We start from the raw sequence: 23,495 nt of genomic DNA on the forward strand, positions 1-23,495 counted from the left end.
TCGGGTAATCTCCTGATTAAGGGGCATCACCTGAGAAATAAGTCGATGGAGTTTCAAACGTTATGCCTCAAAAAGTTCTGATGCTGGATAACTACGACAGTTTTACCTTCAATATCGTCCAGTATCTGGGTGAATTGGGCGCTGAGGTGCTGACACATCGTAATGATGAAATAAGCCTGGCTCAGATCGATGCCCTGGCGCCCAGCCATATCGTGATTTCACCCGGCCCCTGCACGCCAAATGAGGCGGGTCTTTCGATGGATCTGATCCGCCATTTTGCCGGTAAGCTACCTATTTTAGGGGTATGCCTTGGGCATCAGGCCATCGGTCAGGTGTATGGTGGTAAGGTGGTGCGCGCGCCTCAGGTAATGCATGGCAAGACGTCGGCCATCCAGCATGATGCGCAAGGCGTGTTTGCCGGGCTTGAAAACCCGCTGGAAGTCACCCGCTATCACTCCCTGGTAGTGGACAAGGACAGCCTTCCTGAGTGCCTGGAGATTACCGCCTGGACAGGAGCCGATGATGTGACGCCGGATCTGATTATGGGCCTGCGCCATCGTGAACTGGATATAGAAGGCGTACAGTTCCACCCGGAATCGATCCTGACCCGTCAGGGCCACCAACTGTTGGCCAATTTCCTCAAACGTAGCTGAAAACGCTCATTATCTCAGCCTGGAGGCTCACAAATTCATGCTCATGCGAGATGCCATTAACGCTGTGATGCAGCGCGAGAATCTGACTTTTGACCAGATGCACGCCTTGATGCGTCAGATCATGACCGGTGAGGCGACCGATGCCCAGATTGGCGGCTTGCTGGTGGGGCTGGCAATGAAAGGCGAGAGCGCGGTTGAAATCAGTGCAGCGGCCCAGGTGATGCGCGAGCTGATGAAGCGGGTGACTCTGGATACCGACAATGTGGTTGATATTGTTGGCACTGGGGGCGACGGTGCCAATCTTTTCAACGTCTCCACGGCGGCAAGCTTTGTGGCCGCCGGTGCCGGGGCGCATGTGGCCAAACACGGTAACCGCAGCGTTTCGTCTTCATCAGGCAGTGCGGATCTTTTTGATATTGCCGGTATTTATCTGGATCTCAATCCGGAGCAGGTCAGCCGCTGTATCGAGCAGGTTGGCGTAGGCTTCATGTTTGCCCCCAATCATCACCCGGCCATGCGCCACGCCATTGGCCCGCGCCGCGAGATGGGGGTACGCACTCTATTCAATATTCTCGGGCCACTGACCAACCCGGCCGGTGCGCCGAATCAGGTGCTGGGGGTTTACTCGCCTGAGCTGGTGCCGCTGATGGCTGAGGTGTTGCAACAGCTGGGTAGCCGCCATGTCATGGTAGTGCATTCCGAAGATGGGCTGGATGAAATCTCCCTGGCCGCGCCTACTCTTGTGGCAGAGCTGAAGGACGGTGCCATCCATCATTACACCATTGAGCCGGAAACCCTAGGCATCGAGCGCCAGAGCCTGGCTTCCCTGAAAGCCAACAGTGCGGCGGAAAGCCTGCAGTTGGTAAAGGCAGCCCTGGCAGGCGAAGGGGCGGCGGCGGATATGGTGGCGCTGAATGCCGGTGCGGCGCTTTACTGCGCCGGTGTGGCAGATACCCTGAAGGAAGGCGTGATGGTCGCCCAGGACGCCCAGGCTTCCGGCCTGCCATTGGAAAAACTGCGAGAGCTGGCGCATTTCACCAGCGTCTTCAAACAGTAAGAGAGACCTTATGACTGATCAGGCAACGCCCACCATTCTTACCCGTATTCTGGCCCGCAAGGATCAGGAAGTCGCCGAGCGCCGCGAGGCGGTGTCTGAAACTGACCTGTTGGCGCTGGCCAAGCATCAGAGTGCCCCGCGTGGGTTCATTCAGGCGTTGAACCAGCGGATCGCCAGCGGTGACCCGGCCGTGATCGCGGAGATCAAAAAAGCCTCACCGTCCAAGGGCGTGATTCGTGAGCACTTTGAGCCTGCCGAGATTGCCAGGCGCTATGCCGAAGGCGGTGCCGCCTGCCTGTCTGTGCTGACCGATGCGGACTATTTTCAGGGCCATGAAGACTACCTGATTGCCGCTCGGGATGCCTGCAGCCTGCCGGTCATCCGTAAGGATTTTATCACCCACGGCTATCAGGTCTCTGAAGCAAGGGCGATAGGCGCTGACTGTATTCTGCTGATTGTTTCGGCGCTGGATGATGCCAGAATGCGCGATCTTAACCAGCAGGCCCAGCAGCTGGGGATGGATGTGCTGGTGGAAGTTCACGACGGTGACGAGCTGGAACGGGCGCTGGCGCTGGATCTCAAGCTGGTGGGTATCAACAACCGTAACCTGCACACCTTTGATACCAGCCTGAACACCACCCTGGACCTTCTGACACGTATCCCCGCAGACGTGACCGTGATTACTGAGTCAGGCATTCATACCCGCGACGATGTTGAGCTGATGCGTGACCATGAGATCAACGGTTTTCTGGTCGGTGAAGCCTTTATGCGCGAAGAAGACCCCGGCCAGGCGCTGAAAAACCTGTTTTTCTAGCGCGTTTATCTTTGCGCTCCTGCGACAAGCCCCGCTTCAGGCGGGGCTTGTCGCGTTTCAGCGGGTGACTTTTCAGCGGATAACTTTCTGCTCGGCTGAATGCTCGGCGGATCTTAACTGCGTCAGCAGTGCCTGTAACGGGTGAGGCAAGGTCTGCTGTGAAAAGCGTTTGACTTGGCTGCGGCAGGAATAGCCGGTGGCCAGTAGCCGTCCGCTATTTTCCTCGGCTTCCACCTGAGGTTGCCAGGATTGGGCATAGATGGTTTTTGAGGTAGCCACGTTACGAGTTTCATGGCCGTAAGTGCCCGACATGCCACAGCAGCCGCTGCTGGCCAGTTCAAGCTGTAAACCAAAGGCGTTAAACACCTGCTGCCAAGCCTTGGGGCTGCCGGGGGCATTGGTTTTTTCAGTGCAATGGGAAAGCAGCCGAAACCCTGGGTCATCTAGTTCAAGCTGCTGTGGCGCCAGGGTGTTCAGGCGTGTGGCCAGCCATTCCTGTAGCAGCAGCACGGGGGGTACAGCTTCCTGACCAAGGGCTTTGACATATTCCTGACGGTAGGTCAGCGTCATGGCCGGATCAATGCCCACCAGCGGCACTTCAAAACGCGCCAGGGTGGCTAAGCGCTTGGCCTGCTGACGGGCGGTGCGTTCGAAAGCGCCCAGAAACCCCTGCACATGCAGCGGTTTGCCGTTGGCGGAAAAGGGCATGACCAACACCCGTATCTCCAGGCGCGTCAGCAGCTCGATAATGTCCATCACCAGGGTGGCTTCAAAATGGGTGGTAAAGGCATCCTGAACCAGAACCACGCTATTGGCGCGCTGCTTTTCCGTCAACATGGCCAGCGAGGTAGGCGTGGCTTCCGCGACGCCCCAGGCGCGCAGCTGTTTTTTGACACTGGCGCGGGAGACCTTGGGCGAATCGCTGATCCCCAAGCCCTTACGCATCAGGGTATCCACCCAGCGCTGGCCGATCACGGCATTATAAAGCGGGGCCGCTCTGGCCATGGTCGGCAGCATATGTTCGGTGCCGCCGACGATATAGTCGCGCAGCGGGCGCAGGTAACGGCCGTGGTAGACCTCCAGAAACTGGGAGCGGAACTGGGGCACGTTAACCTTGATGGGGCACTGCCCAGCGCAGGACTTACACGCCAGACAGCCCGCCATAGCGTCATACACCTGATGGGAGTAGTCGTGGCGCTGTTTTCTGCTCAAGGTATTCATGGCGCGCAGCGGAAAGCTTTTAATAAAGCCAAAGACACCTTCGGCTTTTTTCTTGCGTGACTCTTCCACTACGTCAATGCCCGCGGCCTGCTGCAAGCGCAGCCATTCGCGCATCAGGCTGGCGCGGCCCTTGGGTGAATGCACGCGATCCCGAGTCGCCTTCCACGATGGGCACATGGGGTCATCCACATCGTAGTTGTAGCAGGCGCCGTTGCCGTTGCAATACACCGCCGCGTCATAGGCCTGCCAGGCGCGTTCATCAATTTGACGGTCAAGCTGGCCGCGGGTGGTCACGCCATCCACCTTGAGCAGGGCAGGGTCGCTGTCCCGGGCAATCACGCCATCATCAGGGTTGACGGAAGCGGGCAGGGGCGAAGCAATCTTGCCCGGGTTGAGCTGGTTTTCCGGATCAAACGCTGCCTTGACCCGTTGCAGGCTAGGGTAGAGTTCAGAAAAGAATTTAGGGCCGAACTCGGAGCGTACTCCTTTACCATGCTCGCCCCATAGCAGGCCCCCATATTTCTGGGTCAGGGCGACGACTTCATCCGAGACCTCGCGGATCAGGCGCTCTTGTTGCGGGTCTTTCATATCAATGGCCGGGCGCACGTGAAGCACCCCGGCATCCACATGGCCAAACATGCCATATTGCAGCTCGCGGGCATCCAGTGCGGCACGGAACTCGGCGATAAAATCCGCCAGGTGCTCTGGCGGCACGGCGGTATCCTCGACAAAGGCAATCGGGCGTTTTTCACCTTTGACATTGCCTAACAGGCCCACGGCGCGTTTGCGCATGGCGTAGACTTTCTGAATGTCTGCACGCCCTTGGGCCAGGGTGTAGCCCAAGCGCTGAACGCTGGTATCCTGGCTCAAGTGATCCGTAAATGCCTTGATCCGGCGGGTCAGGCGCTCAGGGTCGTCGTCATTGAACTCGACCAGATTGATGCCGCGGATCGGTGTATCACCTTCGGGGAAAAAGGTGGCAACGCTATCCCACACAAAATCGTCCATGGCCAGCAGTAGCACCTGATCATCGACGGTTTCAATCGAGGTCGGCCGCTCGCTGCTGGCCATCAGCGCCTTGGCATCGCGCAGAGCATCCATGAAGCCCGCGTAGCGCACGTTGACCAGGGTAGAGTGCTTAGGAATCGGCAGCACATTCAGGACGGCTTCATTCAGAAAGCCCAGCGAACCTTCCGAGCCGCACAGCAGGCTGTTGATATCCAGCTCGCCCTGTTCAGTACGCAGATGGGCCAGGTCATAGCCGGTCAGGCAGCGGTTGAGGGGCGGGAACTTGGCCTCAATCAGGTCTCGCTGCTGGTCAATAATCCTGGCGGCGGTGCGGTGAATATCCCCGATGATGCCTGCCTGCTGGCAAGCAGCGTCTTCCTCAGCGCTGCTGAGTGGGCGGCTATGCAGGTGTTCACCGCCGATCAGGACGGTATCAAGCTCCAGCACGTGATGGCGGGTCTTGCCGTATTCACAGCTGCCCTGGCCGCTGGCGTCGGTTGAAATCATCCCGCCAATGGTGGCGCGGTTGGAGGTGGAAAGTTCCGGCGCGAAAAACAGCCCGTGGGGTTTAAGGGCCGCGTTAAGCTGATCCTTCACCACGCCTGCCTGAACCCGAACCCGACGGTTCTCTACATCAATATCCAGGATGCGGTTCATATGCCGCGACACATCAACCACGATGCCGTCAGTCAATGACTGGCCGTTGGTGCCAGTACCGCCGCCACGAGCAGTGAGCACAATATTGCGGTTAGGCACCTGAGCCGCCATTCGGGTAATGCGCGTGAGGTCTTCGCTGTGCTTAGGATACACCACCGCCTGGGGCCAACGTTGATAGATGGAGTTGTCGGTGGCCAGCACGGTGCGGCTGGCATAGTCCGGGCAAATCTCACCTTCAAAGCCATTGGCCTTGAGGATTTCAAGGAAGCGCACATAGTCACTGCTTAGCGACTCAAAGGCGACGCGGTCAGAATCCAGGGATGCAATCATGGTAGGGGCTACGCCATCGTTATCGGCTCGGCTGCCTCAGGCAGAACGAGGTGAAAGAACACGGCCAGATTCCAGCCATTCGAATGCTTCCACTTTACCGCAGGCACCCCCTGACTGCACACAGTAGCATCGGCAAAAAAGGCCATAAAATGGCCACTGAGCACCGGTAACTGATTAGCTTGCCTTGGCTTCCTGGGAATCTTTTTTCTCTTCAGCAGGCGCCGGCGCTTCGCTTGCGCGCAAACTCCGCCCAAGCCAGATCACGGTGCCAAAACACAAAACACTGAGTAAGATGATACCGCCGTATACATAAGGCATGACATTTTCCAACATGACCTCTACCTCTCATTTCGATACATGGATAACGCTATCCATATTAGCGGTTGGGTTGAGCCATTTATTGACCCAGGTCGTGTTTTGTGACTGCAAGTTGGAAATGTTCATATGCCTGGCTATTGGGTGAGGAAAAGACGTCTCGTTCTCGGCACTACATAATTACCCCAAGTGCAGCGTTTCCACCTCAAAGGCTATTATCTGCCGTCTAGCAATCGAGAACTCCACGCCAATCATATGGATAGGCTTACCGCTGGCAAGATGTCTATCGGCGTAGCCTTTGGTTTTGATCTGCTCCAGCGCTTTGCCCTGTGGTTCCTGCTCAACCACTTTGAATTCAAACAGATAAATATGGCCGCCAAAGTCAACGCTCATATCCACCTGGCCTTTGCTGCTGGCATCTTCCACCTCAGACATCAACATCAAACTGGCTGAGCAGTTCGTATTCAGCCTCCCAATGCTTTAGCTATGGCGTAAACACACCGCGTTCTTTCAGCAGGTTGACCAAAAAGGTGGGTGTGGCACTTTCAAACCAGTAGGGGCCAAATTCGCACTCTTCCATCAGCAACAGCACATCAAAAGGGTTGTAGACAGCATCAATCTCTTTATTACCCCAGCGGTAACCGTTATACCAGCGGCGGATTTCTTCCCGGTCAAGGCCCGGAAGCTCTGGCGTAAAAACGTTATCAATATCTTCGTCGGTATAGCCGCAGATGGCTGCATAATCCGGTGAAAGAGTGATATCGCGAAGGTTGTTCAACCCCGAAAACAGGCTTACCTTGCTGAACTTGGACACCCCGGTGAGTAGCACAAAATGCAGGTAGGGGTCGGCGTCCTAGAGGACGCTATTGTAGTGGTCGTGGTGATCATTCACATATTTTTGTGTAGGCAGAAAAACTGCTCTTCTATGGGCAGTTAGGCCGATCAATGGGATTAAGCGGCTAAATGGTTTATCAGCAGGCTTTCGTTGTTGAGTTCAAGTATGTTGGCATACTGAACCAAGGCAGCTTTGGCCTGTGCGGCACCTTCGGCATTGGCTCCGGGTTCTAGCACAACGAAGGCCGTGATGTTTTCATGTGCCTGTTTGAATTCTACCAGCTTGCCCAGGGTTTGCATGACAGTAGACCAGTGTGGATCCTGTCCTCGGATAGAAATGGGCTGAATCACCTTGGCATGGTCTGTATTGATATCAACCGCGAAGGGGAAGGTGAGTTGGTGCCCGCTAGCACCTTGGGTGGTGAAGTTGCGGGTGATACGTTGCCTGGCCAGCCCTTTGTTGAGAATCTCCCCAACCCTGTCTTCAAAGCTTTTGGGCGCGCCTGGAAACATCTCGCTTATTGCATCACTTAGACGAATAGAGGCTTCAAAATACCTGGGTAAAAAGAGGCTGAGTTCATCCTGCCTGCAGGTTCCAGTCACTTCCCCAGTGTTCTTGATGGATAAATGGTAGGCAGACAATAGCTTATCCAGCTTTTCTATTCGCCGCTTAGTGATGTTGACGCCGTGGGACTGCGCCGTAAAGAGCTGGTTGCCGTCATCGGTGATCACAAGGTTGCCTTGACCATCATCCACTACATAAATTCCCAATGATTCGGGATCATAACCATGTGTGAACGCAGAATTCAGGAAAAAAACACCCTCTTTAACCGGAGTGCATTGGTACCCAAGCGCCTCCTTTATGTTCATGCAATTCATGGTAGTAAACTCCCTTGTTCTTCAGGGGGCATGGTGAATGCAGGTGCCTGCCTGATGCCAGCTTCTTTTAAGAATAGCTGCCAAAGCAGCGTTGTGCCCATTGGTTTAAGCGGCTTTGCGTAGCCATAGCTGGCAGATTCAATCGGAATATGTAGATGGGGGTGGGGGATAATCTGCTCAAAGTATTTCAGCCCTTCACCAACTTTATTGGTATGAGTGGATGGCTTTCCATCATCCACGCCAACAATACGTGCATTATCAACAAAAAACGAGGCTGAAAAAGCGTCTTTTGCTAACCCGCTGGGTGAGCGTTTATAGGCAATCTCAACAAAGCATCCTTCTATGATAAGATCATCAACCTACAGTGAAGCACGGATCTTGAAGGTTGACGGTACGCTGTTTGAGCTAACCCAGCCTTTTGCAAAGGTAGCTGGGCCATTCCAGCGCTTATCCTTCTGAATAAACTCAATGGCACGGGCATAACTCACCTGTTTTTGGTTTTTACCCATTACGCCTCCTTGCTACATTGCCTTCTACTGTCATGCCAAGTATCCGTCATTAACCGCTTAAGTCATCTGCGTAACTTAAATATAAATTACCATATTCTTAAATTCAGAGTTTTGCTATAGCACAACGCTTACACGCTGACATCCATGGCTTACACCCAAACCCCATAGCCGTGCCTTGCGCTTTTGCCTACAATAGGCACCTTTATCACGGCGCTGGCCGTGACGTTCACTGAATTCAGGCGAAGGAATGACTCATGCTCGACCCGAAACTGCTGCGCGGTGACCTTGATACGGTGGCGCAACAACTGGCCCGCCGTGGTTTTATGTTGGATACACAGGCGCTGCAGGCGATGGAAGCCAGGCGGCGCGAACTGCAGACGCAGACCGAGCAGCTGCAGAGCGAACGCAATACCCGTTCCAAGGCGATTGGCAAGGCCAAGGCCAATGGTGAAGATATCCAGCCGCTTTTGAATGAGGTCAGTGACCTTGGCGAGCGCCTGGATGCCGCCAAACAGCAACTGGCCGAGGTGCAGGCGCAGTGGGATGACCTGGTCAGCGGTATTCCTAACCTGCCTCATGATAGCGTGCCTGAAGGCAAGAGCGAGGACGATAACGTTGAGCTGCACCGCTGGGGCACGCCGCGTGAGTTTGATTTCAAGGTGCTGGATCATGTCGATCTGGGCAAGCAGTCGGGGTATCTGGATTTTGACCTGGCGTCAAAGCTGACTGGCGCCCGCTTTGCGGTGATGCGCGGGCCGATTGCGCGCCTGCACCGGGCGTTGGCGCAGTTCATGCTGGATACGCAAACCCTCAAGCATGGCTATGAAGAATGCTATGTGCCTTATATGGTCAACCGTGATTCGCTGATGGGCACCGGTCAGCTGCCCAAGTTTGGGGAAGATCTGTTCCGGCTGGATGATGAGCGTGACTATCACCTGATTCCCACCTCGGAAGTGCCGCTGACCAATTTCGTCCGCGATGAGATTGTTGATCAGGCGGCGTTGCCGATGAAACTGACGGCGCATACGCCGTGCTTCCGCTCTGAAGCGGGCTCTCATGGGCGGGACACCCGTGGCATGATTCGTCAGCACCAGTTTGATAAGGTCGAGATGGTGCAGATCGTTGAGCCGGACAAGAGCTATGCGGCACTGGAAGACATGCGCGGCCACGCAGAGGCGCTGCTGCAGGCGTTGGATCTGCCGTACCGGGTAGTCACCCTGTGTACCGGTGATATGGGCTTTGGGGCTGCCAAGACTTATGACTTGGAAGTCTGGTTGCCTAGCCAGGAGACCTACCGGGAGATTTCGTCAATTTCCAATTGTGAAGACTTTCAGGCTCGGCGTATGCAGGCGCGTTTCCGCCATCCTGATGAGAAAAAGCCGCAACTGGTGCATACCCTGAACGGTTCTGGCCTGGCGGTGGGGCGTTGCCTGCTGGCGGTATTGGAAAATCACCAGCAGGCAGATGGTAGCGTGACGATCCCTGAGCCACTGCGGCCTTATATGGGCGGTAATGCCTCGGTCAATCTTTAAGTAGCCACTCCACGCTGACCTCGGCATCAATTCGGATGGTGCCGGGGCGGTATTCCGCCTGGGGCGCCTTGCTGCCAGCCGCATCGTTGAGCTCAGCGCTCACCGCCATCATGCGCGGCTGGTAATTGGGCGACTGGGTTTCCTGAATACGGTGTACCTTGCCCAGTTCTGCGTCCAGGGTGTTGGCCATCAGGTCAGCCTTGTGGCGGGCCTTTTCCAACGCCTTGACCAGCGCTTCGTCGGTCACGGCGTCTCTATCCTTAAGGTCAAATTCGACCCCATCCAGCTGATTGACGCCTGCACTGATCAGGGCATCCAGAATGGCGCTGACCTGTTCAATATCATCCAGCTGAACCTCGATAGGGCGCTCAAGCCGGGTGCGCTTGAGGGTTTCACCGTTGCCGTCTTCATTGCGGTTGTGGATCTGGCGCGGGTAGATGTTCAAGGAGCCAGCGGAAATGGCATCGCGCTCGATACCTTGTGATTCAAGCGTGGTGATCAGCTCGCTGGCGCGGGTTTCAAGCCTTGCTCTTGCTTCACTCAAGGCGGCATCTTCTTCCTCTGCCAGCCGCTCGATGGCGGGCGTTTCTTCCCATAGCCGTGCATTGAGGGTGGCCCTGTCGGGCACGACTTCGATATGCGCCTTGGCATCTACACTAAGCCGTGAGGTCTCGCTGGCCTGAGCAGCCGGGGCAAGTGCCATTGCCGTCATGCTGCCGGCCATGAGCCAGTAGGGGACACGTGGAAATGTTCTGGACAGTGTTCTGGAGAATGTTCTGGTGAGGGTTTTCATAAGAGCCTTCCTGACAGTATTTAACGATAGCGAAGGTGATTCGCTGAGTAGCTGTTGACCCTGACGGGTACCAAGTTCGCCTTTGAGACGATTAAAGAGCAAAAGTTCTTGCTACCAGCAAAGTTCCCTTTATTAGGGTTTTGCTCCATCCTAACGCGTCTGATGTTTGTGCAAAGTGTTTCAAGGCGTCATCATGCAGTATCCACCACCCTGCAAGGAGGCTTTGCGCGTCATATGCTTGACCCCGTTAACAAACCGCCACAAGACGACAGCTACAGCAGTATGCCGCTTAATGCCACGCTATCTCTGGCGGCGCTGGTGATTATTATTGGTGGCATGAAAGCGGGCTCCAGCTTGCTGGTGCCGCTGTTGCTGGCGTTTTTTATTGCGGTGGTGTGTACATCGCCGGTGCAGTGGCTTCACCGCTTGGGGTTGTCGATGCGTTTGGCGGTGTTGCTGACCTTGATGGTGCTGCTGGGGCTGGCATCGCTGCTGGGCTTGCTGGTGGTTAACAGTTTCAGCACCTTTGTCGATTCGCTGCCGGATATTGAGACGCGCCTTTATGCGGCCTATGAGAGTCTGCTGAATACCCTGTCTTCCATGGGGCTTGCGATTGACCCTGAACAACTGAATACCCTGTTTGATAATCAGAGCATCACGTCCTGGATGCCGGCGATTCTGGGTGAGATCGGCAATCTGTTCATGCAGAGCATAGTGGTGTCGCTACTGGTGGTGTTCATGTTGTTCGAAACGCTGCACTTTCGCGATAAGGTATCGTTGGCGCTGGAAAATCCGGCCCCTAGCCTGAAGCGGTTCTCTGAGTTCAGCCGTACGTTCAAGCGCTATCTGGCGGTTAAGACGATTATTAGTCTGGCCACGGCAGTGCTGGTGTGGATTTCCTGTCTGGTGGTGGGGGTTGAATTTCCGCTGTTGTGGGCGGTCTTGGCATTTGCGCTGAATTTTATACCCAATATTGGCTCGGCCATTGCGGCGGTGCCGCCGGTGTTGCTGTTGCTGGTTTCTCAGGATAGTGGTTTGTGGCAGGCGTTCTTGCTATCAATGTGCTATTTGGGTATTAACTTCGTGCTGGGTAATCTGGTGGAGCCACGCTTGATGGGGCGAGCCTTGGGATTGTCGACGCTGATCGCGTTTCTCTCCCTGGTGGTGTGGGGCTGGGTATTTGGTGCGGCGGGAATGCTGCTATCGGTATTGTTGACCATGACGCTCAAGATTGCTCTGGATAGCCATCCGCAAACCCGCTGGATGGCGCATTTGCTGGGACCAGGCGCGCATCTGGAGGATTCGGTTGAAAAGCCACTACGTGAAGCGACCAAGCCTCCCATGAAGCGGGATGAATAGCGGGCGGCAGATATAAAAAAAGACCGCCACAAACGGCGGTCTTTTTGATAGGCCTGATGGCTATCAGGCGTTTTGCTCAATAAACTGATTGAGTTGGGATTTGGATTGTGCGCCAACCAGTGAAGCAACCTTGGTGCCGGACTTGAACAGCATGACGGTGGGGACACCACGCACGCCTTGTTCAGCGGCAATTTCAGGCGCGTCGTCAACATTGATACTGACCACTTTCAAACCATCGCCGCGTTCCTCGGCAACTTCGTCAACCACCGGTGCCATTACTTTGCAAGGGCCACACCAGGGGGCCCAGAACTTCAGTAATACGGGCTGTTCGGCGTTGATCACTTCTTGCTCAAAATTGGCGTTAGTGACATCAACCTGGGACATAGAATTCTCCTGTTTGCGTTACTCTTGCAATGGCGTTGCTTAAGTCGTTGCTATAGTGAATGCAACATAGGTCGTGCGAATCAATAGCGCGTTTACAATGCGCCAAGCCGACAAATGTTAGCGGTCATCGGCACTGGTGGCAAATAAACCCGTCTGCCATGGATTTTTTTATACTATAACGATATTATGATTATGTTTTTTATTCTATTAGATTGAGCATCCGCTTGTCGCCTACGTGGGTCAAAAAAGGGGATAAACGTTCTGCTTAAGTTTCAGGGTGGTTCAATGAAGTTACAACAACTACGTTACATTTGGGAAGTCAATCGGCATAACCTGAACGTCTCTGCGACAGCGCAAAGCCTGTTCACCTCTCAGCCGGGTATTTCCAAGCAGATCCGCTTGCTTGAAGACGAATTGGGGGTCGAGATTTTCGCGCGCAGTGGCAAGCACCTGACGCGGGTGACGCCCGCCGGGCAGGCGATTATTGAACTGGCCGGCCAGGCCTTGCGATTATCTGAAAATATCAAGGATGTGGCCCAGGAATACAGCGATGAGCGCCGGGGTAGCCTGTCAATCTCGACGACTCACACCCAGGCGCGCTATGCGCTGCCGCCGATCATCACTGAGTTTACCCAGAAATATCCGGATGTTGCCCTGCATATGCAGCAGGGTACACCCAAACAGATTGCCCAGATGGTGAGTGAAGGGCAGGCTGATTTTGCGATTGCCACAGAGTCGTTGGAGCTGTTTACCGACCTGGTGCTGCTGCCTTGTTACCGGTGGAACCGCTGCGTACTGGTGCCGAAAGATCACCCGCTGGCAGCGCTAGACGGCCCGTTAACCCTGGAGGCCCTGGCCGACTATTCGCTGGTGACCTATGTCTTCGGGTTCACCGGACGCTCGCAGTTGGATGACGCCTTCAGAGAACATGGCCTGACCCCGAATGTGGTGCTGACAGCGGCTGATGCCGACGTTATCAAAACCTATGTGCGCCTGGGGATGGGCGTGGGGATTGTGGCCCATATGGCGGTTGACCCTGAGCATGACAGTGACCTGGTGGCGCTGGAAGCTGGGCATCTGTTTGCAAGTTCTACCACCAAGATCGGCATTCGGCGCGGCACCTTCATGCGCGGCTATATGTATGACTTTTTGGAGCGCTTTGCGCCGCACCTGACCCGCGAGCGGGTTGACGCGGCATTGACCGCTGGCCCGCGTAATGATCAGGATTTATTCAAGGACGTCACGCTGCCAGAATATTGACTCACGTTGAGGTCAGCGCATTGATCAGGTGGCGGATCTTGTCGAGGGTTTCATCGTACTCGGCATCCGGTTGGGAATCTGCCACCAGGCCGCCGCCGCCCCACAAGTGTAGCTGACCGGCGTCAGCCACCACGGTACGAATGGCAATCGACGTATCCATACTGCCAGTGTGATCAATATAGCCCAGGCTGCCGCAATAAACGCTGCGCTGGCAGGGTTCCAGCTCATCGATAATCTGCATGGCGCGAATCTTCGGCGCGCCGGTGATCGACCCGCCCGGTGAGGCGGCTTCAAGCAGTGCCAGCGGCGTGTTTGCCTTGTCCAGCTGGCCCCTCACCACACTCACCAGATGATGCACATTCGGGTAGCTTTCCAGTTCACATAGCTGGGGCACATGGATGCTGCCGAACTGGCACACCCGCCCCAGATCATTGCGCAACAAATCCACAATCATGACATTTTCAGCACGATCCTTAGTGCTGCTCAGCAGCTGCTGGGCAAGTTGCTGATCGTGTTCCCTGGTGGCGCCACGTGGGCGGGTACCTTTGATAGGTCGCGTTTCGACCTTGCCCCGGTGCGCCTGTATGAAACGTTCGGGCGATAGGGACAATACCGCCTTGTCCTGCCAGGCCATAAAGCCCGAAAACGGCGTAGGGGTAGCACGGCGCAGGCGCAGATAGGCAGACCAGACATCCCCTTCATAGTGTGCGGAAAAGCGCTGGGCCAGGTTGATCTGGTAGCAATCACCGGAACGGATATAACGCTGCACCTGAGCAAATCGCTGGCTATAGCCTTCGCGGGTCATTTGCGCTCGGAAAGCCGTCGTCAAGGCAAAGGGCCCATCAGGTGCAGCGGCGGCGTCCAGCCATTGCAGAACCTGCGCACGCCGGGCCTGGGAGGCCAGCAGGGTGACTTCCTGCTTCAGGTGGTCAATTACCAATGCCCAGTCATACAGGCCCAGGCGCGCCAGTGGCAGCGACGTAGGGGCTGGGCGTTGGCTATCGAGCTGCTGGGTATAACGCCCCAGATCATAGCTCCAGTACCCGATCAGGCCGCCGCTAAACGGCAGATCGTTCTTTGGCATCGTGATGTCAAGCTGCGCCAGTAACCATTCCTGCAGCGCAAAAGGAGCTTTGTGCAACGCATCCGGTGGCTTGGGTAACGCACGGGAGTTGAAAGCTGCCTCGCCGGTAGGGCCAATGGACAGTGTTGCCAGCGGGTCGCTGCTGATAATGTCATAGCGGCCGTTGGCGTCAGGTCGGCCACTATCGAGCAAGACGGCCCCAGGCCGTTTGCGCAAGCGTGCAAACACAGTAAGTGGGTCCGTTACATAAGGAAGAGACGTCAGTGTCAGCGCTACGTTCATGCACCATCAACCAGGCGAGTGAATGGCTGCACAGTTTAGGGGGGCAATGAGTGTTAAGCCAGTGTCGCCAGTCGACGCGGTTTCCACGTTTTATCCACCACCTGCCAGCGGTTTTGCCAGCCGGCGAGGCAAATAGCATTGACAAAGACAATGCTAACGCTGGTTTCAGGTAGATTGTTGACACTAAGTGGTAGACGAAAGGCAAGAGTACAACGAAAGATGCATAATATCGGCTATATTGGCTAGTTGACGCCAGTATCAGACGAGGATAAAGTTCATTCACACCATAATTGTCGACAATCAGCCATGACATCACTTGCTACGCGTTCATTACTTACCTCGGCCGAAACGGCTGAAGACGCATCACCGGAAGTACGTACCCTGGCAGAGCGGGTCTTCCATCAGTTGCAGGATGCGATTGTACGTGGAGAGATTGCGCCAGGCAGCAAGATTACCGAGCCGGGGCTTTCAAAAACCTATGGCATTTCCCGTGGGCCGCTGCGTGAAGCCATGCGTCGTCTGGAAGCTCATCGCCTGATTGAGCGGGTTCCCCATGTTGGCGCACGCGTGGTGCAGCTATCCATGCAGGAACTGCTGGAGCTCTTCGATGTGCGCGAGGCGTTGGAAAGCATGGCAGCGCGGCTGGCCGCCGAGCACATGACCAAGGATGAAATTGCCGGTCTGCGCAACGTATTGGCCGTGCATGAAAGCCAGGATGACCTTAAACGCGGTGAGGCCTATTACCAGCGTGAAGGGGATCTGGATTTTCACTACCGCATTGTATTGGGCAGCCATAACAAGATGTTGATGAATCTGTTATGCGATGACCTTTATTACCTGGTGCGGCTGTATCGCACCCAGTTCAGCGCCAGCGGTTCGCGGCCTCATCGCGCCTTTGTCGAGCATCATCGCATCGTGGATGCCATTGAAGCAGGAGATGCCGAACTGGCAGAGCTGTTGATGCGTCGTCACGTCAGCGCCTCGCGGGAAAACGTGGCTGACCGCTATGCGGCGGCACTTGAACAAAAAGCACAAACAAAAGGCTAGCGGATCAGTTAGCTATAGACGCTGGCCAACCAGCCGGCTACCCAACCGGATTTATAAGGAGACACTCCATGCCATCATCAGCTTCCTCACCACGTACCCCCGGCGCACGCTTTCGTGCCGCGCTGGAAGCTAATCGCCCGCTGCCGATTCTGGGCACTATCAACGCTTACACCGCCATGATGGCGGAGCGTGTGGGCCATCAGGCGATCTATCTTTCGGGTGGTGGCGTTGCCAACGCTTCCTTCGGCCTGCCAGACCTTGGCATGACGATGATGAACGATGTGGTTGAAGATGCCCACCGTATCTGCGGCGCCACGGACTTACCGCTGCTGGTGGATATTGATACCGGTTGGGGTGGTGCGTTCAACATTGAGCGTACCGTCAAGGAAATGCAGCGCGCAGGCGTTGCGGCAGTTCACATTGAAGATCAGGTTGCCCAGAAGCGCTGTGGTCATCGCCCGAACAAGGCAATTGTCTCCCAAGAAGAAATGGTTGACCGCATCAAGGCCGCCGCCGATGCGCGTATTGACCCGGATTTCTATCTGATCGCACGTACTGATGCCTTTCAGAAAGATGGCCTGGATGCGGCCATTGAGCGTTCTCAGGCGTGTATCGAAGCCGGTGCTGATGCCATCTTCGCCGAAGCGGTACACACCCTGGAAGATTACCAGGCCTTCTGCGAGCGCGTTGACGCGCCGATTCTGGCCAATATTACTGAATTTGGCGCCACGCCGCTGTTCAGCCAGCAAGAGCTGGGCGAGGTGGGCTGCCGTATGGTGCTGTATCCGTTGTCAGCTTTCCGTGCCATGAACGCTGCTGCGCTCAAGGTTTATCAAAGCATTCTGGATAACGGCCATCAGCGTGAAGTAGTCGATATCATGCAGACCCGCGATGAGCTGTATGACTTCCTCAACTATCACGACTTTGAGCAGAAGCTGGATAAGCTGTTTGCCGAGCAGGGCGGCAACTAAGCCGCAGATTGACCCCTATAAAAGGCGTCATGCCTAAGGCGTGACGACGAAATAACGCTTTCAGGAGTACGTAAGATGGCAGATGCAAAGAACAGTGGTGCAGGTCTTCGTGGGCAAAGCGCAGGTGAAACGGCGCTGTGTACGGTAGGTAAAACCGGTTCGGGCCTGACTTACCGGGGGTTCGATATCAAAGAGTTGGCCGAAAAAGCGACCTTTGAAGAAGTGGCTTACCTGCTGTTGAAAGGCAAATTGCCTAATCAGGCTGAGCTTTCTGCCTACATCGCCAAGATGAAAACCCTGCGCGGTTTGCCGGACGCGCTCAAGGCCGTACTGGAGCAGATTCCCAAGGACGCGCATCCAATGGATGTGATGCGCACCGGCACCTCCATGCTGGGTAACCTGGAAACCGAGCAGAGCTTTGATGAGCAGCAGGATGCGACTGACCGTCTGGTCGCTGTCCTGCCGTCAATCATCTGCTATTGGTACCGTTTCTCCCATGACGGTGTGCGTATTGAAACTGAAACCGACGATGATTCTGTCGGCGCTCACTTCCTGCATCTGCTGCGTGATGAAGCGCCCAGCAAGCTGCATGCGGATGTGATGAATGTGTCATTGATTCTGTACGCCGAGCACGAATTCAACGCCTCTACCTTCACTGCTCGCGTTTGTGCGTCGACTTTGTCTGACCTGCACTCCTGCGTGACCGGTGCGATTGGCTCTCTGCGTGGCCCGCTGCACGGCGGTGCCAACGAAGCGGCCATGGAAATGATCGAGGACTGGACCTCGCCGGAAGAAGCCGAGCGCGAAATGATGGGCATGCTGGAGCGCAAGGAAAAGATCATGGGCTTTGGCCATGCCATCTACCGCACCTCCGACCCGCGTAACGAGATCATCAAGCATTGGTCCGAGAAGCTTTCCCAGGATGTCGGCGACACCGTACTGTACCCGGTTTCCGTGCGCTGTGAAGAAGTGATGTGGCGCGAGAAGAAGCTGTTCTGTAACGCTGACTTCTTCCATGCCAGTGCCTATCACTTCATGGGCATTCCGACCAAGCTGTTTACACCGATCTTTGTTTGCTCGCGGGTGACTGGCTGGGCCGCTCACGTGTTCGAGCAGCGCGCCAACAACCGCATTATTCGCCCGAGTGCCGATTATACCGGCCCCGAGAAGAGCGAATGGGTACCGATCGAGCAGCGCGACTGATAGCAGCGTCTGTTCTGATCATTCTCCCGGCGGCCATGCCGTCGGGAGCTGATACCCCCGCTTTTATGATCCCGTCTTTTGATCTCTCGCCGTGAGTTGCCGCCATGAATACCGATTACCGCAAACCCTTACCAGGTACCGACCTGGATTACTTTGACACCCGCCAGGCCGTTGAAGATATCCACCCAGGTGCCTATGCCGAGCTTCCTTACACCTCCCGCGTGTTGGCCGAGCAGCTGGTGCGCCGCTGCGACCCAGCCATGCTGACCGATGCGCTCAAGCAGCTGATTGAGCGTCGCAGCGACCTGGATTTCCCCTGGTATCCTGCCCGTGTGGTGTGCCACGACATTCTTGGCCAGACGGCGCTTGTGGATCTGGCAGGTCTGCGTGATGCCATTGCTGAAATGGGCGGTGACCCGGCCAAGGTCAATCCTGTGGTGCCCACCCAGTTGATTGTTGACCACTCTCTGGCGGTCGAGCATGCCGGTTTTGAAAAGGATGCCTTCGAGAAAAACCGTCAGGTGGAAGATCGCCGCAACGATGACCGCTTCCACTTTATCAACTGGACCAAAACCGCGTTCGAAAACGTCGACGTGATTCCGCCTGGTAACGGCATCATGCACCAGATCAATCTGGAGAAAATGTCGCCGGTGGTTCAGAAGCAAAACGGCGTGGCTTTCCCGGATACCTGTGTCGGCACTGACAGCCACACGCCGATGGTTGATGCCCTCGGGGTCATTTCCGTCGGTGTCGGTGGCCTTGAAGCGGAAAGCGTTATGTTGGGCCGTGCCTCCATGATGCGCCTGCCGGACATTGTCGGCGTCAAGCTGACCGGCAAGCTGCAGCCGGGCGTTACGGGTACCGATATGGTGCTGGCGATTACCGAGTTTCTGCGTGAATCCAAGGTGGTCGGTGCCTACCTGGAGTTCTTCGGTGAAGGCGCTGATAGCCTGACCGTAGGCGACCGTGCCACCATCTCCAACATGACGCCTGAATACGGCGCCACGGCGGCCATGTTCTACATTGATGGCCAGACCATTGATTATCTCAAGCTGACCGGGCGTGATGACGACCAAGTGACGCTGGTGGAAACCTATGCCAAGCAGACGGGCCTGTGGGCGGATGACCTCAAGGGCGTCACTTACGAGCGTGTGCTGGAGTTTGATCTGTCATCGGTTTATCGCACCCTGGCAGGGCCTTCAAAACCGCATGCCAAGCTGCCTACCTCTGAACTTGCCCAGCGGGGGATTGCCGTTGGCCTGGAGGCGGCGCGTGCTGAAGAGGCGGAAGGTAAGATGCCGGATGGCGCTGTGATCATTGCCGCCATTACCAGCTGCACCAACACTTCCAACCCACGCAACATGGTGGCCGCAGGCCTGATTGCGCGCAATGCCAATGAGTTGGGGCTGATCCGTAAGCCCTGGGTCAAGTCTTCTCTGGCGCCGGGTTCCAAAACGGTCAAGATGTACCTGGAAGATGCGGGCCTGATGCACGAGCTGGAAAAGCTTGGTTTTGGCGTAGTGGCCTATGCCTGCACCACCTGTAACGGCATGTCTGGCGCTCTGGACCCGAAAATCCAGCAGGAAATCATCGAGCGTGATCTCTACGCTACCGCGGTGCTTTCCGGTAACCGTAACTTTGATGGGCGTATTCATCCCCATGCTCAGCAGGCGTTTCTGGCCTCGCCGCCGCTGGTGGTGGCCTATGCGATCGCCGGCACCATCCGTTTTGATATCGAAAAGGATGTGCTGGGTTATGATGCGGAGGGCAACCCGGTCACTCTGAAGGATATCTGGCCTGACGACGCGGAAATTGATGCTATCGTCAAAACCGCAGTTAAACCCGAGCAGTTCCGCCAGACCTATATCCCGATGTTTGATCTGGACAAGAGCGCCAAGGCACAGATTGAGCCGCTGTACGAATGGCGTCCGCAGAGTACCTACATCCGTCGTCCGCCGTACTGGGAAGGCAAGATGTCTGGCGAGCGTAACCTCAAGAACATGCGCCCGCTGGCGATTCTGCCTGACAATATCACCACCGATCACCTGTCGCCGTCCAACGCCATCATGATGAACAGCGCAGCAGGCGAATACCTGCACAAGATGGGCCTGCCGGAAGAGGATTTTAACTCCTACGCCACCCACCGTGGTGATCACCTGACCGCTCAGCGTGCCACGCTTGCCAACCCCAAGCTGTTCAATGAAATGGTGCGTGATGAAAACGGTGAGGTGAAGCAGGGCTCGCTGGCGCGTATCGAGCCGGAAGGTAAGGTGACGCGGATGTGGGAAGCCATTGAAACCTACATGGAGCGTAAGCAACCGCTGATCATTATTGCTGGTGACGATTATGGCCAGGGGTCATCACGTGACTGGGCGGCCAAAGGTGTGGCGCTTGCTGGCGTTGAAGCGATTGTGGCGGAAGGCTTTGAGCGCATTCACCGTACCAACCTGATTGGTATGGGGGTGATGCCGCTGCAGTTCCAGTCGGGCACGACGCGTCATACGCTGGCACTGGACGGTACTGAAATCTATGACGTTGAAGGCGAGCTTTCGCCGGGTACCGAGCTGACCCTGGTTATTCATCGCACGAGCGGCGAGGTTGAACGTGTGCCGGTCATCTGCCGTCTGGATACCGCTGAAGAAGTCACCATCTACACAGCGGGCGGTGTACTGCAGCGTTTCGCCCAGGACTTCCTCGAATCCAGTGAAACGGCCTGATCGCGATACCGGGTTGCAAGGACGTATCATCCTTTGATGATCAGAATAGGCCCGGCACCCTGGTGTGCCGGGCTTTTTATGAGATGTTAGCCGTGGAGCAAGACCATGAGTTCAGTGCCACAAATCAGAATTCCGGCCACCTATATGCGTGGCGGCACCAGTAAAGGCGTATTTTTCAACCTGACCGACCTGCCTGAAGCCGCGCAGGTACCCGGCGAAGCTCGGGATAAACTACTGCTGCGGGTGATCGGCAGCCCTGACCCGTACCAGAAGCAGATTGATGGTATGGGCGGTGCGACGTCGAGCACCAGCAAAAGCGTGATCCTGTCAAAAAGTGAATCCGCCGAGCATGACGTGGATTACCTGTTTGGCCAGGTGTCTATTGATAAACCCTTTGTTGACTGGAGCGGTAACTGCGGCAACCTGTCAGCGGCGGTGGGGCCTTTTGCGGTGAACAACGGCCTGGTGGACCCTGCGCGGATACCCGAGAACGGGGTGCTTGAGGTACGTATCTGGCAGGTGAATATCCAGAAAACCATTGTTGCCAAGGTAAGCATCACTAACGGCGAAGTGCAGGAAACCGGCGATTTCGAGCTGGATGGGGTGACCTTCCCCGCCGCCGAAGTGCCCGTGGCCTTTATGGATCCTGCAGACGGTGAGGGCGCCATCTTCCCGACCGGTAACCTGGTGGATGATCTTGAAGTCCCTGGCGTTGGCACACTCAAGGCGACCATGATCAATGCTGGCATCCCGACGGTGTTTGTCAACGCCGACGAGATTGGCTATACCGGCGCTGAGCTGCAGGAAGCCATCAATGGTGATCCGGTAGCACTTGAAAAGTTCGAGACCATCCGTGCCTATGGGGCACTCAAGATGGGGCTGATCAGCGATCTCAGCGAGGCAGCCAATCGCCAGCATACCCCCAAGGTGGCTTTTGTTGCCCCGCCAGCCAGCTACACGGCTTCAAGTGGCAAGGCGGTCAAGGCCGAGGATGTCGACCTTCTGGTTCGCGCGCTTTCCATGGGCAAACTGCACCATGCCATGATGGGCACGGCTGCCGTGGCGATTGGCGCAGCGGCGGCGATTGAAGGCACTCTGGTGAACATGGCCGCGGGTGGTGGTAAGCTTAATGCCGTTACCTTTGGGCATCCTTCCGGCAGTTTACAGGTAGGCGCTGAAGCCAGCCTGATAGACGGGCGCTGGCAGATTGATCAGGCGGTGATGAGCCGCAGTGCCCGCATACTGATGGAAGGCTGGGTGCGGGTTCCCGGCGATAGCTTCTAGAGCGGGGCGCTTTAGCCTTAAGTACTGCTCACGACTTCAGCTACCCGAATGTTACCGGGTAGCTGAAACGTGAGTATGGGTGAATGTGTTTGGAAACTACGAATCAGAATTCAATCTGGTCTTTGAGGCCTTCTACTGTGGCATTGCCGATACCGCTTACCCGGGTAAGGTCGTCAGCGCTGGTAAACTCTCCGTTGGTTTCACGCTCCTGAATGATGGCTTCAGCGCGGGAAGGTCCGATGCCGGGAAGTTCTTCCAGCAGGGCCGCATCGGCGGTGTTGATATTGATCGGGGCAACCTGCTGTGCCAGCAGGGGCGAAGACAGGCCCAGGCACGTGGTGATCAAAAGTGCTGCCAGCCATCCTTTTGTGGTGATTTTCATCGTCTTTCTCCTTTGCGATGTTAGATCTTTTGGTGTGGGGCGTGCCGAGCCTTCTGGCTTGCCACTCTTCTAAATTAGCTAAAGTTATTATAATTGCTGTAAGACATCGGCTTGCCTGTTTGTAAGAGATCTCGCAATTTTTTGTCATGCAGGGATTACGCTGACCATCAGACTGATATACTCCAGACTTTTATTGACGGGTAAATGGAGCGCTTCTGTGGCAGTCAACTCTCCTCTTATTATTGCCTTGGATTATCCTTCACTGGATGCGGCCCTGTGCATGGCTGATCAGCTCGACCCGGCTCAGTGCCGTGTCAAGGTAGGCAAAGAGCTGTTTACCCGCAGCGGGCCCGCTGTGTTGGAAGCCTTGCATGGCCGGGGCTTTGAGGTATTTCTGGATCTGAAATTTCACGATATTCCCAACACCGTGGCAGGCGCCGTTCAGGCGGCGGCCGAGCAGGGTGTGTGGATGGTCAATGTGCATGCCAGCGGTGGGCGCAGGATGATGGAGGCCGCCGTTGAGCGTTTGCAGTCGCACCGCCTGAGCACGCATTTGATTGCGGTCACCGTGCTGACTAGCCTGAGCGCTGAGGAACTGCATGAAACGGGCGTATCAGCGTCACCGGGTGAGCAGGTGGAGCATCTGGCGCGCCTGGCTCAACAGAGTGGTTTGCATGGGGTTGTCTGTTCGGCGCAGGAATCGGCGGCTATCCGGCAATCTTGTGGCGATGATTTTCTGAAAGTGACACCGGGCATCCGTCCTGCTTTTGCCGCAGTAGATGATCAGCAGCGTATCATGACGCCAGCGGCGGCCATGCAGGCGGGCAGCACGCATCTGGTGGTGGGCAGGCCGGTCACCCAGGCTGAAGACCCCATGACAGCGCTGGCAGCGATTGTGGCGGAATTATCCTGAATGTCTA

The 23,495-nt window shown here is 56.0% G+C and carries 23 protein-coding genes; 12 read left to right on the top strand and 11 right to left on the bottom strand.

Annotated elements, in window-relative coordinates:
• Positions 1 to 62: 62 nt before the first annotated feature.
• Genes OR573_05815 through trpC form a run of 3 tightly spaced genes read left to right on the top strand, consistent with a single transcriptional unit; the run spans position 63 to position 2,524 of the window.
• Positions 63 to 653, top strand: a complete 591-nt coding sequence (locus OR573_05815; protein ID XGA81155.1) for an aminodeoxychorismate/anthranilate synthase component II — start codon at positions 63 to 65, stop codon at positions 651 to 653.
• A gap of 37 nt (positions 654 to 690) precedes the next feature.
• Complete coding sequence (gene trpD, locus OR573_05820) at positions 691 to 1,710, top strand: anthranilate phosphoribosyltransferase (protein XGA81156.1); 1,020 nt, start codon at positions 691 to 693, stop codon at positions 1,708 to 1,710.
• 10 nt (positions 1,711 to 1,720) lie between these two features.
• Positions 1,721 to 2,524 (top strand): indole-3-glycerol phosphate synthase TrpC, encoded by an 804-nt coding sequence (trpC, locus tag OR573_05825; GenBank protein ID XGA81157.1) that lies wholly within the window; start codon positions 1,721 to 1,723, stop codon positions 2,522 to 2,524.
• Between the two features lie 72 nt (positions 2,525 to 2,596).
• On the opposite strand, the gene OR573_05830 is transcribed toward trpC, so the two are convergent.
• From OR573_05830 to OR573_05860, 7 genes are all read right to left on the bottom strand, one after another.
• Positions 2,597 to 5,740, bottom strand: a complete 3,144-nt coding sequence (locus tag OR573_05830) for an FAD-binding and (Fe-S)-binding domain-containing protein (protein ID XGA81158.1) — start codon at positions 5,738 to 5,740, stop codon at positions 2,597 to 2,599.
• Between the two features lie 174 nt (positions 5,741 to 5,914).
• Complete coding sequence (locus tag OR573_05835; protein XGA81159.1) at positions 5,915 to 6,073, bottom strand: hypothetical protein; 159 nt, start codon at positions 6,071 to 6,073, stop codon at positions 5,915 to 5,917.
• A 162-nt stretch (positions 6,074 to 6,235) separates the two neighbouring features.
• Positions 6,236 to 6,490, bottom strand: coding sequence for a PD-(D/E)XK nuclease domain-containing protein (locus OR573_05840; GenBank protein XGA81160.1), 255 nt, complete (start codon positions 6,488 to 6,490; stop codon positions 6,236 to 6,238).
• 49 nt (positions 6,491 to 6,539) lie between these two features.
• The gene (locus OR573_05845) at positions 6,540 to 6,884 is read right to left on the bottom strand and encodes an AAA family ATPase (protein ID XGA81161.1); all 345 of its coding nucleotides are present in this window, start codon (positions 6,882 to 6,884) and stop codon (positions 6,540 to 6,542) included.
• Positions 6,885 to 7,006: 122 nt separating this feature from the next.
• The gene (locus OR573_05850) at positions 7,007 to 7,768 is read right to left on the bottom strand and encodes a DUF1828 domain-containing protein (GenBank protein XGA81162.1); all 762 of its coding nucleotides are present in this window, start codon (positions 7,766 to 7,768) and stop codon (positions 7,007 to 7,009) included.
• Complete coding sequence (locus OR573_05855; GenBank protein ID XGA81163.1) at positions 7,765 to 8,007, bottom strand: hypothetical protein; 243 nt, start codon at positions 8,005 to 8,007, stop codon at positions 7,765 to 7,767. Before OR573_05855 ends, OR573_05850 begins: the two co-directional genes overlap by 4 nt.
• Before the next feature lie 120 nt (positions 8,008 to 8,127).
• On the bottom strand, positions 8,128 to 8,277 hold the full coding sequence (locus OR573_05860; GenBank protein XGA81164.1) for a hypothetical protein: 150 nt from the start codon (positions 8,275 to 8,277) through the stop codon (positions 8,128 to 8,130).
• Between the two features lie 254 nt (positions 8,278 to 8,531).
• Between OR573_05860 and serS the strand changes: the two genes are divergently transcribed.
• Positions 8,532 to 9,809 (top strand): serine--tRNA ligase, encoded by a 1,278-nt coding sequence (gene serS / locus OR573_05865; GenBank protein ID XGA81165.1) that lies wholly within the window; start codon positions 8,532 to 8,534, stop codon positions 9,807 to 9,809.
• On the opposite strand, the gene OR573_05870 is transcribed toward serS, so the two are convergent.
• Positions 9,799 to 10,512 (bottom strand): SIMPL domain-containing protein, encoded by a 714-nt coding sequence (locus OR573_05870; protein XGA81166.1) that lies wholly within the window; start codon positions 10,510 to 10,512, stop codon positions 9,799 to 9,801. The genes serS and OR573_05870 overlap by 11 nt on opposite strands.
• A gap of 324 nt (positions 10,513 to 10,836) precedes the next feature.
• Here OR573_05870 and OR573_05875 point away from each other — a divergent pair, with 324 nt between their 5' ends.
• Positions 10,837 to 11,961, top strand: a complete 1,125-nt coding sequence (locus tag OR573_05875) for an AI-2E family transporter (GenBank protein XGA81167.1) — start codon at positions 10,837 to 10,839, stop codon at positions 11,959 to 11,961.
• 63 nt (positions 11,962 to 12,024) lie between these two features.
• On the opposite strand, the gene trxA is transcribed toward OR573_05875, so the two are convergent.
• Positions 12,025 to 12,345 (bottom strand): thioredoxin, encoded by a 321-nt coding sequence (gene trxA, locus OR573_05880; protein ID XGA81168.1) that lies wholly within the window; start codon positions 12,343 to 12,345, stop codon positions 12,025 to 12,027.
• A gap of 285 nt (positions 12,346 to 12,630) precedes the next feature.
• Here trxA and cysB point away from each other — a divergent pair, with 285 nt between their 5' ends.
• Positions 12,631 to 13,605 carry an HTH-type transcriptional regulator CysB gene (gene cysB / locus OR573_05885; protein ID XGA81169.1) on the top strand — a complete coding sequence of 325 codons (975 nt, stop codon included), beginning with the start codon at positions 12,631 to 12,633 and terminating at the stop codon, positions 13,603 to 13,605.
• Position 13,606: 1 nt separating this feature from the next.
• Here the strand turns inward: cysB and pabB are convergent, their stop codons facing one another.
• A complete protein-coding gene (gene pabB / locus OR573_05890; GenBank protein ID XGA81170.1) occupies positions 13,607 to 14,971 on the bottom strand; it encodes an aminodeoxychorismate synthase component I in 1,365 nt (454 codons plus the stop codon).
• Between the two features lie 306 nt (positions 14,972 to 15,277).
• On the opposite strand from pabB, the gene OR573_05895 reads away from it, so the two are divergent.
• From OR573_05895 to prpF, 5 genes are all read left to right on the top strand, one after another.
• Positions 15,278 to 16,018: a GntR family transcriptional regulator gene (locus OR573_05895; protein XGA81171.1), complete on the top strand. Its 741-nt coding sequence runs from the start codon at positions 15,278 to 15,280 to the stop codon at positions 16,016 to 16,018.
• Positions 16,019 to 16,086: 68 nt separating this feature from the next.
• The gene (prpB, locus tag OR573_05900) at positions 16,087 to 16,989 is read left to right on the top strand and encodes a methylisocitrate lyase (protein ID XGA81172.1); all 903 of its coding nucleotides are present in this window, start codon (positions 16,087 to 16,089) and stop codon (positions 16,987 to 16,989) included.
• A gap of 75 nt (positions 16,990 to 17,064) precedes the next feature.
• Positions 17,065 to 18,192 (top strand): 2-methylcitrate synthase, encoded by a 1,128-nt coding sequence (gene prpC, locus OR573_05905; GenBank protein XGA81173.1) that lies wholly within the window; start codon positions 17,065 to 17,067, stop codon positions 18,190 to 18,192.
• Between the two features lie 104 nt (positions 18,193 to 18,296).
• Positions 18,297 to 20,909 carry a Fe/S-dependent 2-methylisocitrate dehydratase AcnD gene (gene acnD / locus OR573_05910; protein XGA81174.1) on the top strand — a complete coding sequence of 871 codons (2,613 nt, stop codon included), beginning with the start codon at positions 18,297 to 18,299 and terminating at the stop codon, positions 20,907 to 20,909.
• 105 nt (positions 20,910 to 21,014) lie between these two features.
• Positions 21,015 to 22,193, top strand: a complete 1,179-nt coding sequence (gene prpF, locus OR573_05915) for a 2-methylaconitate cis-trans isomerase PrpF (GenBank protein XGA81175.1) — start codon at positions 21,015 to 21,017, stop codon at positions 22,191 to 22,193.
• Positions 22,194 to 22,296: 103 nt separating this feature from the next.
• Here the strand turns inward: prpF and OR573_05920 are convergent, their stop codons facing one another.
• A complete protein-coding gene (locus OR573_05920; protein ID XGA81176.1) occupies positions 22,297 to 22,575 on the bottom strand; it encodes a ComEA family DNA-binding protein in 279 nt (92 codons plus the stop codon).
• Positions 22,576 to 22,792: 217 nt separating this feature from the next.
• On the opposite strand from OR573_05920, the gene pyrF reads away from it, so the two are divergent.
• A complete protein-coding gene (pyrF, locus tag OR573_05925) occupies positions 22,793 to 23,488 on the top strand; it encodes an orotidine-5'-phosphate decarboxylase (GenBank protein XGA81177.1) in 696 nt (231 codons plus the stop codon).
• Positions 23,489 to 23,495: the final 7 nt, after the last annotated feature.

The organism is Halomonas sp. CH40 (assembly GCA_041875495.1).
Classification (GTDB): domain Bacteria; phylum Pseudomonadota; class Gammaproteobacteria; order Pseudomonadales; family Halomonadaceae; genus Vreelandella.